At 70.9% G+C, this 19,625-nt stretch carries 1 protein-coding gene; it reads right to left on the reverse strand.

The genetic code is table 11. The annotated features are described in order from the left end of the window. Nucleotides 1-4: 4 nt before the first annotated feature. Entirely contained in the window at nucleotides 5-19,588 is a 19,584-nt protein-coding gene (locus AOZ06_RS60710; RefSeq protein ID WP_054294056.1) for a type I polyketide synthase, read from the reverse strand. Nucleotides 19,589-19,625 lie beyond the last annotated feature (37 nt).

Consider the following 19,625-nt stretch of genomic DNA (forward strand, 5'->3'; position numbering starts at 1 on the left):
ATCGTCAACCCCAGTTCCGGTCGTCACGCCCGGATCCGCCGAACGTCCTGTCGATGAAGTCGAGAACCTCGTCGGCCTCGGCCGTTTCCATCCGCTGCGCCAGTTCCGCCCCGTCGACAGCGCTCGCGCTCGGCGCGAACCGCGCTGCCAGCTCCCGCAACCGGGAACGCACCTCGGCATCCACCTCCGTCGCGGCGAGCGCGTTCGCCAACCGGTCAAGGTCGTCGAGCGCTGCCTCGGACGCGGTACGCGCCACGGGAGCGACCAGCGAACGCAGGTACTCGGCCAACTCGACAGGCGTCGGGTAGTCGAAGACGAGCGTCGCGGGCAACCGTTGCCCGGTCACGCGGTTGAGGGCGTTGCGCAGCTCGACAGCGGTCAGCGAATCGAACCCGAGGTCCTTGAACGCCTGCTCCGGCTCGACCTGGTCGGGTGAGCCGTAGCCCAGCACGTCCGCGGTGGACGCCCGCACGACGGCAAGCAACCGCTCACCCAGCTCCCGTTCGTCCATCCCGGCGAAGGTCTCGGGCAGCGCCGAACCCAGCCGCACGACGGTTTCCGCCGTGCGCCGCCGCACTGTGACGAGGCCCCGGACCACAGGGGGCAGGGCGGTCAGGTCGGTCACCGTGCCGCTGTCAGGCGCCACGCGCATCGCGACGACCGTGGCGTGGTCCAGCCGCAGCGAGGCGTCCAACATGGCCATCCCGTCTTCGGCCGACAGCGCGAGGGTGCCGGACCGCACCAGCCGCGATCGGTCGGCGTCACTCAGGGCGGCCGTCATCCCGCCCGCCTGTTCCCAGACGCCCCAGGCGATCGACACCGCGGGAAGGCCCATCGCCGTCCTGTGCTCGGCGAGTGCGTCCACGAAGGCGTTGGCTGCCGCGTAGTTGGCCTGTCCCGCCGATCCCATGAGACCCGCCGCCGACGAGAACAACACGAACGCCGACAGCGACATGTCCTTGGTCAGCTCGTGCAGGTTCCAGCTCGCGTCCACCTTGGGCCGCATGACCCCGGCCATCCGCGCCCCGGTCAAGGAGGTGAGTACGCCGTCGTCGACGACACCCGCCGTGTGCACGACGTTGACCAGCGGATGGTCGTCGGGGATGGCGGCGAGCACCTCGGCCAGCGCGGCGCGGTCGGCCGCGTCGCAGGCGGCGACGACCACGTCCGCACCCAGCGCGGTCAGGTCCGAGACCAGTTCGGCCGCGCCCTGCGCCGCCATGCCCCGTCGGCTGAGCAGGACCAGGCGTTCGACGCCGTGCTCCGTGACGAGGTGACGGGCCAGTGCCGCGCCCAGATCACCGGTCCCGCCGGTGACCAGAGTCGTCCCGGCCGGCTCCCACTTCGGGCCCTCGGTGGGGGCGGTCGTCCGGGCCAACCTCGGCACGAAAACCTCTCCCCCGCGGACGACCAGTTGCGACTCGGCCGCGGCGACCGCGGCACGCAGGACGTGGACCGGTGGCGTGCCCTGGTCCACGTCCAGCAGGACGAACCTGTCCGGGTTCTCCGACTGGGCGGTGCGCACGAGGCCCCACACCGCCGCTGCGGTCAGGTCGTGGTCCGCCGAACCACCGACGGGCACGGCGTGCGACGTGACCAGGACCAGCCGCGTGGTTTCCAACCGGTCGTCCGACAGCCACTGCTGCAACGCCTCCAGCACCCGTGTGGTCTCCGCGTGGGTGGCGTCCGGGACCGCACCGGTGCCCGCCCGGCACCGGAGGAACACGAAGTCCGGCACGGTGGCGCCGTCATCGAGCGCGGCGCTGAGGGCCCGCACGTCCGGCCACAGGCCGTCCGCGGTCTCCTCCGCACCCAGCCAGCCGACCAGCGCGGACGCGTCGGAGTCGACAGCGGTCGTCGACATCGGCTGCCAGTCCAGGCGGAACAGTGTGGCCGACCGCTCGGCGGGGCCGCTGACGGTGGCCTCGACCGGGACGGGACGTGTGACCATCGAGTCGGCGGACAACACCATCCCGCCGGACGGGTCCGCGACCTGGACCGACCACTTGTCGCCGCCCGAGGAGGCCAGCCGCACCCGCAGCGCGGACGCACCGACGGCGTACAGCGAGACACCCGTCCACGAGAACGGCAGCAACGCGGTGCCAGTGGCGCGCTCGCTCAGGCCGATCACCTGCAGCGCCCCGTCGAGGAGGGCCGGGTGCAGGCCGAAGCGGTGCGTGTCCTGCCCTGCCTGGTCGGACAACTCCACTTCGGCGAAGATCTCGTCGCCGCGGTGCCAAGCCGCCCGCACACCCTGGAACGCGGGCCCGTACATGGCACCGGCCGCTCCGTCGTAGAAGTCGGTCACGTCGAGTGCCGCACTGCCGGGTGGCGGCCAGTCGGCGAGGTTCGGCGCAGGTGCGGCCGAGTCCGGTGCCAGCACTGCTCGGGCGTTGCAGGTCCACGGCGCACCGAGATCACCCGAGGCCAGCCGGGAATGGATCGTCACCGGACGCTGTCCGTTGTCGTCAGGTGCGCTCACCATCACCTGGACGTGCACCCCACCGGTCTGCGGGATCGCCAACGGCACTTCCAGTGTCAACTCGGCGATCCGGGCGCCGCCGACGCTGCTTCCCGCATACGTCAACAGTTCGACGAAGCCCGTCCCGGGGAACACAGGTGTCCCGCCCAGCCGGTGGTCGGCGAGCCACGGCTGGTCGGTGATCGACAGCAGGCCGGTGAACACCACGCTTCCGCTATCCGGCAACGCGACCGCGGCACCGAGCAACGGGTGGTCGGTGTTGTGCTGCCCCACACCCGCGGGGTCCGCAGGTCGTGTCGATGCGGTCAGCCAGTACCGCTGCCGTTGGAACGCGTACGTCGGCAGTTCGACGCGCCGTGCGTGGTGGTGTGCGAAAAACGCCTGCCAGTCGACAGTGTGCCCGGAGACGTGCAGCCTGCTGACCGCCTCGGTCAACGATTCCTCCTCGTCGGTGTCCCGTCGCAGTGTGGGAACCACCAGACTGGCCTTGTCCAGGGACAAACAATCGTGGATCAACGCCGTCAACGCCGACCCCGGACCGATCTCCACGAACCTCGTGACGCCCTGCTCCGCCACCCGTGCCACGGCGTCAGCGAACAGCACAGGCTCACGGACCTGCCGAACCCAATACTGAGGGGTGCTCATGTCCAGTCCGGCACCCACCGTCGACACAACCGGAATCCGCGGCTCACCGAACGAGAGGCCACCAACAACCCGCTCGAACTCCACCAGCATCGGCTCCATCAACGACGAATGAAACGCATGCGACACACGCAACCGACGCGTCCGCACACCCTCCGCCGCGAAACCCTCAACAACCCCCAACACCACCGACTCAACACCCGAAACCACCACCTGACGAGGACCATTCACCGCCGCAACACCAACACCCGACACACCCTCAACCCGAGCAACCACCTCCGCCACCGGCGCCGCCACCGACACCATCGCCCCACCACCCGGCAACCCCTGCATCAACCGACCACGCGCCACCACCAACCGCACCGCATCACCCAACGACAACACACCCGACACACACGCCGCAGCAACCTCACCCACCGAATGACCCACCAGATAATCCGGCCGCACACCCCACGACTCCAACAACCGAAACAACGACACCTCAACCGCGAACAAACCAACCTGAGCAAACACAGTCCGATCCACCACACCCCCATCACCACCCCACAACACCTCAGCCAACGAACCACCCAACTCAGCATCAACCAACCCACACACCTCACCAAAAACCGAACCGAACACCGGGAACGACTCCGCCAAACCACGACCCATCCCCACCACCTGCGAACCCTGACCAGAGAACGCGAACGCAAGGCCACCCGTGGTCGGGGCGTCACGGACGACTCCCGGGTGCTCGGCGCTGTCGGCGACCGCCGCCAGACCGGCCAGGAGAGCATCCCGCTCCCGTCCGACGACGGCCACCCGGAACGGGAAGCCGGACCGGGTCGTCGCCAGGGACGACGCGACATCGACCGGGGGAACCTCGCTGTTGTTCTCCACATAGGACACGAGGCGCGCGGCCTGGGCCCGGAGCACTTCCTGGCTCTTGGCGGAAAGCAGCCACGGCACGACTCCTTGCCGGGCGGGTCGCGGTCGCACAAGCGATTCGTCCGGTGCTTGTTCCAGGATCACGTGCGCGTTGGTCCCGCTGATCCCGAAGGACGAGATCCCAGCTCGACGCGGGCGCGCCACGTCCGGCCAGCCGACCTGCTCGGTGAGCAGCTCGACGGAACCAGCGGTCCAATCCACGTGCGGTGTCGGCTCGTCGACATGCAACGACCGCGGCAACACACCATGCCGCATCGCCATCACCATCTTGATCACACCAGCAACACCAGCAGCCGCCTGCGTATGACCAAGATTCGACTTGATCGAACCCAACAACAACGGACGAACCCGACCCTGACCATACGTCGCGATCAAAGCCTGCGCCTCAATCGGATCACCCAGCCTCGTACCCGTACCGTGCGCCTCCACCACATCCACATCAGACACACCAAGACCAGCACCCGCCAACGCCGCACGAATCACCCGCTGCTGCGACGGACCATTCGGAGCCGTCAAACCATTCGACGCACCATCCTGATTCACCGCACTACCACGAACCACACCCAACACCCGACGACCATCACGCCGAGCATCCGACAAACGCTGCACCAACAACAAACCAGCACCCTCGGACCAACCCGTCCCATCAGCACCAGCCGCAAAAGACTTGCAGCGGCCATCCGGAGCGAGACCGCGCTGCCGGGAGAACTCGACGAACCCGGTCGGTGTGGCCATCACCGTGACACCACCGGCCAACGCCAAGTCGCACTCACCGGAACGCAACGCCTGCGCGGCCAAATGCAACGCCACCAACGACGACGAACACGCCGTGTCCACCGTCACCGCAGGACCCTCAAGACCCAACGTGTAGGCGATACGTCCGGAAAGGATGCTGCCCGAGTTGCCGTTGCCGAGGAACGCGAGCACGTCGTCGGACACCGAACCCCAGACACGGGCCGCGTAGTCGTGGTACATCAGGCCCGCGAACACACCGGTCCGGCTGCCCCGCAACGTCGCCGGGTCCATCCCCGCCCGTTCGACGGCTTCCCACGACACTTCGAGCATCAACCGCTGCTGCGGGTCCATCGCCAACGCCTCACGCGGCGAGATCCCGAAGAACGCGGGGTCGAACTCCGCGGCGTCGTGCAGGAAACCGCCTTCCCGGACGTAGCTCATCCCCTGCCGGTCCGGGTCGGGGTCGTAGAACGCGGCGACGTCCCAGCCGCGGTCCACGGGGAACTCCGTGACCGCGTCGCCGTCACGCATCACCAGGTCCCACAGGTCCTCGGGTGACCTCACGCCGCCCGGGTACCGGCAGGCCATGCCGACGATGACGATCGGGTCGTCGTCCACCGCGACCGTCGACACGACCGCGGGCGCCGCCTCGTCCGCGCCGAAGATCTGCTCACGGAGGAACTCGGCGAGCCGCAACGGGTTCGGGTAGTCGAAGATCAGCGTCGCGGGCAGGCGCAGCCCAGTCTCCCCGGCCAGTCCGTTGCGCATCTCGATGGCGGTCAGCGAGTCGAAGCCGAGGTCCTGGAACGCCGTCGCGGGCTCGACCTCGGCGGCCGAGCGGAAGGCCAGCACCGCCGCGACCTGTCCGCGGACGATTTCCAGCAGGGACTGGAGACGTGCGGCGTGGTCGAGGCCGGTCAGCCGGTCACGCGCCGAGAGCGCCCCTGCCTGTGGCCGGTTGGCGGCTGTCCGGCGGCTGGCTGGCACCAATGCGCGCAGGATCGCCGGAACGGCGTCTGCTGTGGGCGCCGTCGCCCGCATGGGCACCAGCAGGGGCTCGGCGAGCCCCGTCGCGGTGTCCATCAGGCCGAATCCCTGGTCGAGCGACAGAGCCATGCCGCCGTCCCTGGTCAGCCTCGACCGGTTCACGTCGGCCATCGCACCGGCCATCCCGCCGGTCTGGGCCCACAGTCCCCACGCCAGTGAGTGCCCCGGCAGGCCACGGGCTCGCCGGTGCAGCGCCAAGGCGTCCATGAAGGAGTTCGCTGCCGCGTAGCTGCCCTGTCCCGCCGTGCCGAGCACACCGGCTGCCGAGGAGAACAGCACGAACGCGGCGAGGTCCACGTCCTTCGTCAGCTCGTGCAGGTGCCAGGCCGCGTCGACCTTCGGCCGGAGCACGGTGTCGATCCGTTCTGGGGTCAACGCGGTGATCACGCCGTCGTCCAGCACACCGGCGGTGTGCACGACAGCTGTGAGCGGGTGCCGGGCGTCGATCCCGGCGAGCAACCGCTCCACCTCCGCGCGGTCGGCCACGTCACAGGCCTCGACAACGACTTCCGCACCCAGCTCGACCAGCTCTGCCTGGAGGCGTTGCGCACCCGGCGCCGCCAAACCCCGGCGGCTGGCGAGTACCAGGTGCCGGACGCCGTGGTTGACGACCAGGTGGCGGGCCGCGGCGGCACCGAGGTCCCCGGTCCCCCCTGTGATCAGCACGGTTCCCGCGCGCTGCCAACGCGGTCCGCTGTCGTCGTCCGACCTTGCCACCCTGGCCAGCCTGGGGACGAGGACGGCACCTGCTCGGACGGCGAGCTCGGGTTCGCCGGCGGTGATTGCCTGACGGGCGACGGTGAGCACGTCGTCGTCGGAGCGGACCTCGTCGTCGAGGTCGATCAGCGTGATCCGGCCGGGGTTCTCCGATTGCGCCGAACGCACCAGGCCGTGGACGGCGGCCTGCCCCGGGTCGCTCACCGCCGCACCCGCTGGCACGGCGCCCCGCGTCAGTACGACGAGGTGGGCGGCGTCGAGGTTGTCCGCCGCGAACCAGTCCTGGAGCAACCGCGCGGTACGCCGAACCGCCGAACTGGTCGCCGACGGCATGTCAGCCGTGTCCGACGTGGGCAGGATGTCCGCGACCACGATCTCCGGTGCCGAGGACCGCGCCGCGGCCAAGTCCGGGGAGCTACCGGTCTCCCTCAGCCACACGGCGGTCCCGCCGGTGCCGGGAGCGGTCGCGGCCCACGCCGTCCAGTCCACTCGGAACAGCGAGTCGTGGTGGACGGCCGCGGACGGCCGCACGGCCGCCATCGGGCGCGTGGCGATCGAACTGATCGACGCCACGGGTGAGCCGAGGACGTCCGCGACCTCCACGGAGACGTCACCGAGGTCGGTCGCGTCCAGGCTGACCCGCAGCACCGACGCTCCGGCTGCGTGCAGCGCGACACCCGACCAGGCGAACGGCAACCGCGTCTCCTGGCCGGTTGCCGCGACGATGCCGGAACTCTGCAGTGCGGCGTCGAGCAAGGCCGGGTGCAGTCCGTAGCGGCTCGCGTCCGACTGCATGTCCTCGGGCAGTTCCACCTCGGCGAACACCTGGTTGCCCCGGCGCCACGCCGAGCGCAGCCCACGGAACGCGGGACCGTAGTCCAGGCCGACCTGCCGGAAACGCTCGTAGAATCCCGTGAGGTCGACGGGTTCGGCCCCGGTGGGCGGCCACTGCCGCTCGGGGGACCCGCCCGGCACCAGCCGGGCGCCGAGCGTGCCTTCCGCATGGCAGGTCCACTCCGCGTCGGACGCGTCGGCGGCGGGACGGGCGTACACGCTGACCGGCCGGGCACCTGTCTCGTCCGCTGCCGCGACGACGACCTGGACCCACACGGCGCCCTGTTCGGGCAGCACCAGCGGCACCGGCACGGTGAGTTCCTCGATCACCGGGGTCCCGACCTGGTCACCCGCCCGGACCACCAGTTCCATGAAGCCGGTACCGGGGAACAGCACCGAACCGGCGACCACGTGGTCGGCCAGCCATGGCTGCGTCCGCACCGACAGCCGCCCGGTGAGCACCACACCGCCCGACCCCGGCAGGTCGACCGCGGCACCCAACAACGGGTGTCCCGTGGCGTGCTGCCCGATCGCGGCGGGGTCCTCGGCGCGCACGACAGCAGGGGCGACCCAGTAGCGCTCCTCCTGGAAGGCGTACGTCGGCAGGTCGATCCGGTTGACGGCGACCCCGTCGAACATAGTCCGCCACCGGACGTCCTGGCCGTTGGTGTGCAGCGACGCGATCGCTTCGAGGAACACGCGGACCTCGGGCCGGTCGCGGCGCTGCAGCGGCGCGACCACCGGATTCCGTGCCCACCGTGACCCGTCCTCATCGGAGGACTCGCCCAGGCAGTCGAGCGCCATGCTGGTGAGCGTGCTGTCCGGCGTCACCTCGAGCAACCGGGTGATTCCCTCGGCCGCCAGCCACTTCACCGCATCACGGAAGCGAACGGTCGCGCGGGCGTGCTCCACCCAGTAGTCGGGCGAGCACAACTCGTCCGCCGACGCGATCCGTCCGTACACAGTGGACACAATGGGAATCCGCGGCGGGGAGTACGACAGGCCGCCGGCGACCGCGCGGAACTCCGCCAGCACCGGGTCCATCAGCGGCGAGTGGAACGCGTACGCCCGCTGCAGCACACGGGTCGTGTGCCCACGACGGCCGAGTTCCGCCGTCACAGCGAGAACAGCGTCCGCACTGCCCGAGACGACCACCGACGACATGCCGTTGACGGCGGCGACACCAGCCGTGTCCGCGTGCGCCGCCAGCAATTCGCGGACTTCCGCCTCAGGTGCCCGGACGGACACCATCATCCCGGATGGGGCCGACGAGTCCATCAGCCTGCCACGGGCGCTGATCAGCGTGCAGGCGTCATCGAGGGACAACACACCCGCCACGTGAGCGGCGGCGATCTCCCCGAGCGAATGACCCATCAGGTAGTCCGGGACGACTCCCCACGACTCGATCAGCCGGTACAACGCCACTTCGATCGCGAACAGCGCGGGTTGCGTGTACGTGGTCCGGTCCAGTGCTGCCTCGTCGCCCCACACCACCTCCCGCAGCGGCCGTTCCAGGTGGCCGTCCAACTGCGCGCACACGGCGTCGAAGGCGTCGGCGAACACCGGGAACCGCTCGGCGAGGCGCTGTCCCATGCCCAGTCGTTGCACCCCTTGGCCCGCGAACATCAGCGCCAGCCTGCCGTCAGCAACGTCGCCGCGGATCACGCCCGAATGCGCCGCGCCGTCCGCCATCGCGGCCAGGCCGTCGCGCAGGTCGCCGAGATCGGACCCGAGCACCACGGCACGTCGTTCCAAAGCGGACCGCGTGGTCACCAGCGAGTAGGCGAGGTCCGTCAGGTCGGTCCCCTGCTGGACCACATCGAGCAAACGGCCGGCTTGGGCCCGCAGTGCCTGCTCGGTCTTGCCGCTCACGAGCAGGGCGAGAACCTCCGGGGCGGTCGCTCCCGGTGCGGGCTCGGCCGCTGGTGGGGCCTGCTCGAGGATGATGTGGGCGTTGGTCCCGCTGATGCCGAACGAGGAGACGCCGGCACGGCGTGGCCATTCGGCAGTCGGCCAGTCCCTGGGCTCGGTCACCAGCCGGACCGCACCAGCCGACCAGTCGACGTGCGGCGTCGGCTCGTCGACGTGCAACGTCCGCGGCATGGCACCGTTGCGGATGGACAGCACGGCCTTGATCACACTCGCCACACCCGCCGCTGCCTGGGCGTGACCGATGTTCGACTTGACCGAGCCGATCCACAGCGGACGCTGCGCAGGCCGGTCCTGGCCGTAGGTCGCCAGCAGCGCGTGCGCCTCGATCGGGTCGCCGAGCCGCGTTCCCGTCCCGTGCGCCTCCACCATGTCCACTTCGGACATCGAGACGCCCGCGTTGGCCAGCGCCTGGCGGATCACCCGCTGCTGCGCGGGGCCGTTGGGCGCGGTCAGGCCGTTGGAGGCGCCGTCGGAGTTCACCGCGGATCCCCTGACCACGGCGAGCACCGGGTAGCCGAGGCGCTGCGCGTCCGACAGCCGCGCCAGCACGAGGACACCCACACCCTCGCCGATGCTCATGCCGTCCGCGGCGGCCGCGAACGCCTTGCTGCGGCCGTCCGGCGCCAGCCCGCTCTGCCGGGAGAACTCGACGAACGAGGCCATCCCGAGTTCCGAGCTCAGCACCGTGGCGCCACCGGCCAGTGCGATCGTGCACTCACCGGCCCGCAACGCCTGTGCAGCCAGGTGCAGTGCGACGAGTGAGGACGAGCACGCCGTGTCGACGGTCAACGTGGGGCCTTCGAACCCGTAGAAGTACGCCAGTCTGCCCGCCGTGATGCTGGCGGCGCTGCTCGTCAGGCCGTAGCCGTCCGACCCGCCTTCGGCCCCGATGCCGTACCCCTGGAAGCTCGTGCCGATGAACACACCGGTCTGGGTGCCGCGCAGGGCCTTGGGGTCGATCCCGGACCTTTCGAGGCCTTCCCACGAAGTGGCCAGCAGCAGCCGCTGCTGCGGGTCCATCACGACCGCCTCGCGCGGGCTGATCCCGAAGAACCCCGGGTCGAAGTTCTCGGCGCCGATGAGGAAACCGGCCTTGTTGGCGTCGCTCCCACCGGCCTGAGCGCCGTCGGGGTCGTACATCTCGTCCAGGTCGAGACCACGGCCGGGTGGCATCGTGGTGATGGCGTCACCGTCGTCGACCAGCAGTTGCCACAGATCCTCCGGACTGCGGACGGCACCGGGCAACCGGCAGGCCATGCCGAGGATCGCGATCGGCTCGTCGTTCGCGGCCGTGACGACGAGTGTCGGCCCCGCTTTCGCGGCACCGCGGTCGCCGAGGACCTGGTCACGCAGGAAGTGCGCCAGTTCACCCGGCGTCGGGTAGTCGAAGACGAGCGTGGCCGGCAGCCGCACACCGGTCGCCGCCGCCAGTTCGTTGCGCAGGTCGACGGCGGTCATGGAGTCGACGCCCAGGTCCCGGAACGGGCGTGCGGGCTCGATCGCCTCGGGGCTGTCGTGCCCGAGGACCGTCGCGGCGTGCGCCCGGACGATCTCCAGCAGCGCCAGGTGTTGTTCCGTCTCCGGCAGCGCGCCCAGCCGGTCGGCCAGCCCGGTCCTGCCCGGTGTGCCACCGGTCGCCCCGGCCTCGGCCGACGCGGTGGAGTCGAGCTCCTTCTCGATCGCCTCGAACACGGGGTTCGGCCGCAGTGAGGTGAAGACCGGCAGGAACCGGCTCCAGTCGATGTCGGCGACGGTCACCGTGGTCTCGTCGTGGTCAAGCGCCTGCCGCAGACCCGCGAACGCCAGTTCCGGGGTGAAGTCCAGCAGTCCCCGCCTGCGTTGCAGCTCACTCGTGGCCTTGATCATCGCCTCGTCCATGCCGCGAAGCGGGTTCACCGCGTGCCAGACGCCCCACGCGACGGACACGGCGCGAACGCCGCGGGCACGCTGCTGCTGGGCGAGCGCGTCGAGGTACGCGTTGGCCGCGCTGTAGGCGGCGTGGTCCGAACTGCCCCACACGCCGGTGATGGAGCTGAACATCACGAAGGCGTCGAGCGCGTCGCCGTCAAGGACCTCGTCCAGGTATCTGGCGCCGAGCACCTTGGCGGTCAGGACATCGGCCACCGCGTCCACAGTGGTCTCGGCGAGCGACGCCAGTTCGATCACGGCCGCGGCGTGCCAGACACCCCGCACGACACGGCCAGCCGCGGTGAGCCGCTCGACCATCGCGACCACGTCCGCGCGGTTGCCCAGGTCACAGGCCACCGTGGTGACCTCGACACCGGTCTCGGCAGTGAGGTCCGCACTGAGCTCCGCTGCTCCGGGAGCGTCCAGCCCGGCACGACTGACCAGGACGAGGTGCTCCGCGCCCGCGTTCGCCAGCCAACGAGCGACCAGCGGACCCAACGATCCGGTGGCGCCGGTGACGATGACAGTGCCGCGCGGTGCCCAGCGCCGGACAGGTTGCCGACCCTCGATGGGTGACCGCACGAGGCGATGCGCGTACACGCCCGTGTCCCTGATCGCCACCTGGTCCTCGCCGGTGTTTCCGGTCAGCACCGCCGCCAACCGGTCCAGCGACCGGGAATCCAGGTCACCGGGCAAGTCGACGAGCCCGCCCCAGGTGTCCGGGTGTTCCAGCGCGGCGACCCGGCCGAAACCCCACACCATCGACTGCACCGGGTTGGGTGGCGTGTCGGAGGCGTCGGTCGATACCGCCCCTCTGGTCACGCACCAGACTGTCGTGTCGACGGCGAAGTCCGCCAGCGCCTGCACGAGTGCGAGAGTCGCGGCCAGCCCAACAGGCACTGAGACGTGTTCGTCGTGCGGGCGTTCGTCCAGGCCCAGCAAGGAAAGCACCCCGACGAGGGGCCCGTCCGCGACCTGTGCCCGCAGCACCGCCGCCATGCTGTGCCGATCGGCCGTCGCCGTGTCGACGGCGACCTCGACGACGTCCGCGCCGCGCTGGCGAAGACCGTCGACGACGGCGGCGTCCCCGCCAAGCACCAGCCAACGCCCGGTAAGCACACCTGATGCCGAGCCCGTCAGCCGCGCCCACCCGGTCCCGTACCGCATTGAATCCAAAGTGGACACGTCAAGCTGCTCGCGGCGCCACTCGGACAACGCGGGCAGCAGGCCGCTCAGCGATTCCTCGTCCACCCGGTCGCCCAGCGCGCGAGCCAGCGACCTCGGGTCCGCGCTGTCGACGGCCTGCCAGAACCGGGCTTCCGAGTCCGACGCGGCACGTGCGCCGCCGCCGACCCGCAAACCGGTGACGTCGATCCAGAACCGCGAGCGCTGGAACGCGTACGTCGGCAGCGGAACCCGGCGCACGTCACTGCTCGCGTACCGGACAGCCCAGTCCACTGCCATGCCGTGGACGTAGCCGTTCGCGAGCGACTCGGTCATCGCGCGCACGGCTCCGGTGTCGCGGTGCAGCGAATCGAGCACGACCGCGCCGGCGCCCACCAGTTGCGAAATCACCGGCGTCAGAACAGGGTCCGCACTGATCTCCAGGAACACTCCGTGCTCCGCAGCCAGCAGGGCGTGCACCGCCTGATCGAACCGCGCGGGCTGCTGGCGGTTGCGGTACCAGTATCCGGCGTCCAACTCCGGACCAGCCAGCCACGTGCCGTCCACCGTCGAGAAGAACGGCACCGAGCCCGCTACGGGCCGCACGTCCTCCACACCGTCGTCACCCGCCGTGCCACGGGAAACCACTACGCGGGCACCGTCGGACAGAGACAGGATGCCCGCCACGCAAGCCGCGGCGATCTCGCCGTGTGAATGACCGACGACGGCGGCTGGCCGCACGCCCATCGACTGCCACAGCTCGGCGAGGGACACCATCGCCGCCCACAGCACAGGCCGCAGCACGTCGACCCGTTCCACCGCGGGCGCGCCCGGCGCGCCCCGCATGACGTCGAGCAGCGACCAGTCGACGTACGAGTCCAGCGCGGCGGCACACTCGGCCATCCGCGCGGCGAACACCGGCGAGGACTCCATCAGGTCCCGTCCCACGCGTGCCCACTGCGGCCCCTGCGAGGGGAACACGAAAACCGGGTCGCCCCGACGTGCCGCGCGGCCGGTGACCACGTTGTCCGCGTGCTCGCCACGGCTCAACGCGTCCAAACCCACCATCAGCTCGGCCCGGCCGGCACCTGTCACGGCGGCGCGGTGTTCGAACGCGGCACGAGTCGTGGCCAGCGAGTACGCCACACTGCCCGGTTCGAGGCCGGGGTTGGCCGCCAGGTGCGCGCGCAGCCTCGCGGCCTGATCGGTCAGGGCCTGGCTCGTCTTGGCCGTCAGGACCCACGTCGGCGACGGGACCGGTGTTCCCGGTTCCCGGTCGTCCGCTTCCCGCGGTGCCTGTTCGATCACGACGTGCGCGTTGGTGCCGCTGAGGCCGAAGGAGGACACGCCCGCGCGTCGCGGACCGCGGTCGTCGCTCCAGGAAACCGGCTCGGTCAGCAGCCGGACGGAGCCCGCGGACCAGTCGACGTGCGGCGTCGGCTCGTCGGCGTGCAGCGTGCGCGGCAACATCCCGTGCCGCATGGCGAGCACCATCTTGATCACACCGGCGACGCCCGCGGCCGCCTGGGTGTGCCCGAGGTTGGACTTGACCGAACCGAGCCACAGCGGCCGGTCGGCCTGCCGGTCCCTGCCGTAGGTCGCCACCAGGGCCTGCGCCTCGATCGGGTCACCGAGCACCGTTCCGGTGCCGTGCGCCTCGACGGCGTCCACATCGGACGTGCCGAGCCCGGCGTTGGCCAGGGCCTGGCGGATGACGCGTTGCTGGGACGGCCCGTTCGGCGCGGTCAGCCCGTTCGAAGCACCGTCCTGGTTGACCGCGCTCCCACGCACGACCGCCAGCACCGGGTGGCCGTTGCGCCGCGCGTCGGACAACCGCTCCAGCACAAGGACACCGGTGCCCTCGCCCCACCCGGTGCCGTCTGCGGCCGACGAGAACGCCTTGCACCGGCCGTCCGGCGCGAGCGCGCCCTGCCGGGAGAGGTCGACGAAGTTGACCGGCGTGGACATGACGGTCACGCCTCCGGCCAACGCGAGGGAACACTCGCCGCGCCGCACGGAGTCAGCCGCCATGTGCAGCGCCACGAGCGACGACGAACACGCGGTGTCCATCGTGACCGCGGGCCCTTCGAGTCCCAATGCGTAGGCGACCCGGCCGGACAACACGCTCGCCGCGTTGCCGGTGCTCAGGTAGCCCTCCATGGACCCGGCTGTGCCCGCCGCGATGAACAGCGAGGCGTAGTCCTGGCCGCTGGTTCCGACGAAAACCCCGCTCTGGCTGCCCTTCAACGTGCCGGGGTCGATCCCGGCATCCTCGAGTGCCTGCCACGCCGTCTCCAGCAGCAGCCGTTGCTGCGGGTCCATCGCGGTGGCCTCGCGGGGTGAGATCCCGAAGAAGCCCGCGTCAAAATCGGCCGCGTCAGCGAGGAACCCGCCCGCGCGGGTGGCGCTCGTGCCTGCCCGGCTCCCCGCCGGGTCGTGCAGCGCGGCCAGGTCCCATCCCCGGTCGGACGGCAGTCCGCTGATCGCGTCGGCCCCCGTGGCCAGCAGGGCCCACAGGTCGTCCGGCGAGCGCACACCACCGGGGAAACGGCAGGCCATGCCGACGATCACGATCGGATCGTCGTGGCCGGCCGCGGACGTCGCGGCCAACGCCGTGCCCGGCGCCTGCCCACCGGAGATCTCGGCCCAGAGGTGGCTGGCGAGCGCGGTCGGAGTGGGGTGGTCGAACACCACGGTGGCGGAGACCGGCAGTCCGGTCGCCGCTCCCAGCCGCGCACGCAGTTCGATGGCGGTCAGCGAGTCGAAGCCCAGGCTGTCGAACGCGCGCTCCGGATCGATGTCCGCGGCGGAGGAGTGCCCCAGCACCGCGGCTGTCTGGGCGCGCACGAGGTCGAGCAGGACCCGGTGCTGTTCGGCCGGGCCGAGTCCGGCGAGGCGTTCGGCGATGACCGGTTGTGCTCGCGTGGACTCGTTCGAGCCGCGTGCCTGCGGCAGTTCGCCGAGGAACGGGCTCGGGCGCACCAACGTGACCACGGGAGCGAGCTGGTCCCAGTCGATGTCCGCGATCGTGACGCCCGCCTCGTCGCGGTCGAGAACGTCACCCAGCGCCGACACGGCGGCGTCCACGGCGAGTGGTCGCAGGCCGCGGTGGATCTGCGGCGTGGTTGCGCCGGTGTCCAGCGCCACCTCCGCCATCCCCGCGCCCGCCCACGCGCCCCACGCGATCGACGTCGCAGGCAGCCCTTCGGCGCGCCGGTGCAGCGCCAAGGCGTCGAGGTAGGCGTTCGCGGCGGCGTAGTTCGCCTGCCCCGGCGTGCCGAGGACTCCCGCGATCGACGAGAACAGCACGAACGCGGCCAGTGGCCGGTCCCTGGTCAGCTCGTCCAAGTTGGCCGCACCGGCGACCTTCGCCGACACGGCTTGGTCCAGCTGGGCGACGTCCATCGAGTCCAGCACCCCGTCGGCGACCACGCCCGCTGTGTGGAAAACGGCGTCGATGGGGTGTGCGCGCAACAGATCAGCCACGGCACCGCGATCGGCCACGTCACACGACACGACGGCGACTTCGACCCCGGCCAGCCCTTCGACCGGTGGCGCGTCCGTGCCGCGGCGGCTGGCCAGCACGAGCTTGCCAACGCCGCGGGCGGCCAGCCACCGGGCCACGTGCCCGCCCAGCGCACCGGAGCCGCCGGTGATCAGCACTGTGCTGCCCGCCGGATCCCACCCTGTGCCCGCGCCCGTGCCGACCGCGGAGGCACGGCGCAGTCGCCGTGCGAACACTCCGTCGTGGCGGACAGCGACCTGGTCCTCCGGGCCGTCGAGCACGGCGACCAGCTGGTCGAGCCGGTCGTCCGCGTCGGCCGGCGGCAGGTCGACGAGACCGCCCCAGGTGTGGGGGTACTCCATCGCGGCGACCCGGCCGAGGCCCCACACCTGGGCCTGCATGGGGTTCGCCAGTGCATCCCGGTTGCCCGTGGACACGGCACTCCGCGTCACCGTCCACAACCGGGCACCCGCGTTCAGGTCCGACAGGGCCTGGATCAACGCCATCGTGCCCACCAGCCCGGTGCGAACCGTGGGACGCTCCGGGTGGGGACGCTCGTCGACGCCGAGCAACGACACCACACCGGCCACGTGGTCCAGGTCGGTCGCCGCCGCGATCCGATCAACGAGCACCGACTTGGCCAACTCGTCGTGCTCGACACCGATCTGGACGACCGAGGCACCACCGGCCGTCAGGCGCTCGGCGACACCCGCCGCGAGCTCACCGGAATCCGAGGCAGGGACGACAAGCAGCCATGTGCCCGACAACCTCGTCCCCACCGGGACGTCGACGGCACGCCAACCGACGCGGTACCGGCAGCGATCGGTCTCCCGGCGGTCGCGGCGGCGCCGGTACCACGCGGAGAGCTTGGGCAGCACCGCGCTCAGCTCGTCGTCGAGCCCGGACATGCCCAGCGTGGCCGCCAGGGCTGTGAGGTCCTCGTTGCCGACCGCGTCCCAGAACTCCGACTCGACCGGGTCCGCGACGACCTCGTCGGCGGCGTCCGCGTCGACCCAGAACCGCTCGCGCTGGAAGGCGTACGTGGGCAGATCCACCCGCCGAGCCCCCGGGTTGAGCGCGTCCCACCGGACCGCCGCGCCCTTGACGTACAACTGCGCGAGCGCCTCGACCGCCGTCCGCGCCTCGGCTTTGTCACGCCGCATCACGGCGACCGTGACGCTGTCGAGCACGTCCTCCTGGACGAGGGACGCCAGCGCGCCGCCTGGGCCGACGTCGACGAACCGGGTGACGCCCTTGGCCGACAGGGCCGCCACGGCGTCGGCGAACCGCACCGGTTCCCGCACCTGCCGAACCCAGTACTCCGGCGACGTCATGTCGAGTTCGCCGAGCACCGTGGACACGATGGGAATCCGCGGCCGGCTGAAGGACACCGTGGCGACGACAGTCGCGAACTCGTCGAGCATCGGGTCCATCAGCGGCGAGTGGAAGGCGTGGGACACCCGCAGTGGCCGAACTCTGATCCGCTGCTCGGTCAGGGTTTCCTCGATTTCGAGGACGGCGTCCCTCGCGCCGGAAACGACCACCCGCCGCGCGCCGTTCACCGCCGCGACGGCGACGTCCTCGCGCCCGGTCAGCAACGGCTCGACCTGGTGCAGCGGAGCGTCGACCGACAGCATCATGCCGCCAGACGGCAGCGCCTGCATCAGTCGGCCGCGCGCGACCACCATCCGGCCGGCGTCCTCCAGCGACAGCACACCGGCGACGTGCGCCGCGGTGATCTCGCCGACGGAGTGGCCGACCAGGTAGTCCGGGCGCACGCCCCACGACTCCAGCAACCTGGCCAGTGCCACCTCGACGGCGAACAACCCGGACTGGGCGAACATGGTCTGGTTCACCACGTCCGCGTCCTCGCCCCAGATCACCGCACGCAGTGAGGTGCCCAGTTCGGTGTCGAGGATCGCGCACACCTCGTCGAAGGCGCGCGCGAACACCGGGTAGGTGGCGCACAGCTCGCGGCCCATGCCCAGCGTCTGCGATCCCTGGCCGGGGAAGAGGAATCCGGTCCGGCCGGTGCTCTCCTCGCCTGTCACGACACCGCTCACCACGTCACCCGCGGCCAGCGCGCCCAGCCTCTCGAGCAGTTCGGCGCGGTCCTCGCCCACGACAACGGCACGGCAGTCGAGACCGGCCCGCCCGGTGGCCAGCGAGTACGCCACGTCCACGGCGTCGAGGTCGTCGGTGGCCAGCCGGGCCAGCAGCCGCTTCGCCTGGGCCCGCAGGGCTTGCGGCGATCTCGCCGACAGCGGCCACGCCACCGGCCCCGGCACCGCCGGCCGCCCCGGCGGCGTTTCCCCTGCCGGTGCCTGCTCCAGGATCACGTGCGCGTTCGTACCGCTGAGCCCGAACGAGGAGACCCCGGCCCGGCGCGGTGCGCCGTCCGTCGTCCACGGCACCGGCTCGGTCAGCAGCCGCACGTCACCCGTCGACCAGTCCACATGAGACGAAGGCGTGTCGATGTGCAGCGACTGCGGCAGCACGCCGTGCCGCATCGCCATCACCATCTTCATCACCCCGGCGATGCCCGCGGCGGACTGCGAGTGCCCGAGGTTCGACTTCACCGACCCGAGCCACAGCGGACGGTCGCGGTCCTTGCCGTACGTCGCGAGCAAGGCGTGCGCTTCGATCGGGTCGCCCAGCGCCGTTCCTGTGCCGTGCGCCTCGACGGCGTCCACATCGGACGCGGCCAGCCCGGCACCGCGCAGCGCCTCGTTGATCACGCGTCGCTGCGCGGTGCCGTTCGGGGCGGTCAGCCCGTTCGACGCGCCGTCGGAGTTCACCGCGGAACCGCGGACGACCGCCAGCACCTGGTGGCCGTTGCGGACAGCGTCCGACAGGCGCTCGACGAGCACGACACCGACGCCTTCGGCGAGGCTGGTGCCGTCGGCTGCTTCGGCGAACGGCTTGCAGCGGCTGTCCGGGGCGAGCCCCCGCTGCTGCGAGAACGCCACGAAGACAGCGGGCGTGGACATCACCATCACGCCACCGGCCAGCGCCATGTCGCACTCGCCCGCCCGCAGCGCCTGGACAGCCAGGTGCAGCGCGACCAGCGACGACGAACACGCCGTGTCCACGGTGACAGCCAGGCCCTCGAGGCCGAAGGTGTACGCCAGCCTGCCCGACACCACGGCCGCGGAGTTGCCCGTCATCAGGTGCCCGGCCAGCTCGCCGGGGATCTCGCGCATACCGGCGATGTAGTCCTGGCTGCTGCACCCGACGAACACGCCGGCCGTGCTGCCGCGCATGCTCGTCGGGTCGATCCCGGCCCGCTCGAACACCTCCCACGAGGTCTCCAGCAGCAGCCGCTGCTGCGGGTCCATCGCCAGCGCCTCACGCGGCGAGATGCCGAAGAAGTCCGCGTCGAAGTCGGCCACCTGGCGAAGGAACCCGCCTTCGCTCGCGTAGGTGGTCTTCGGGTTGTCCGGATCCGGGTCGTACAGGTTCGCCACGTCCCAGCCCCGGTCGGCGGGGAACTCGCCGACCGCGTCCCCGCCGTCGGCGACCAACTGCCACAGTTCCTCCGGCGAGCTCACCCCGCCGGGGAACCTGCACGCCATGCCGACGATCGCGATCGGTTCGCCTGCCCTGTCCTCGACCTGCTGAAGTCGTTGGCTGGTGTCCCTGAGGTCGGCAGTCACCCGCTTGAGGTACTCGCGCAGCTTCGCTTCGTTCGACATCAGACAACCGTCCAATCACAACGCGGTGAGATGAGTT

The sequence above is a fragment of the Kibdelosporangium phytohabitans genome (genome assembly GCF_001302585.1).
Taxonomy (GTDB): Bacteria; Actinomycetota; Actinomycetes; order Mycobacteriales; family Pseudonocardiaceae; genus Kibdelosporangium; species Kibdelosporangium phytohabitans.

Bases quoted from the DNA above. Each gene is read 5' to 3' on its own strand.
- AOZ06_RS60710 (WP_054294056.1), bottom strand. From the start codon at position 19,588: ATGTCGAACGAAGCGAAGCTGCGCGAGTACCTCAAGCGGGTGACTGCC.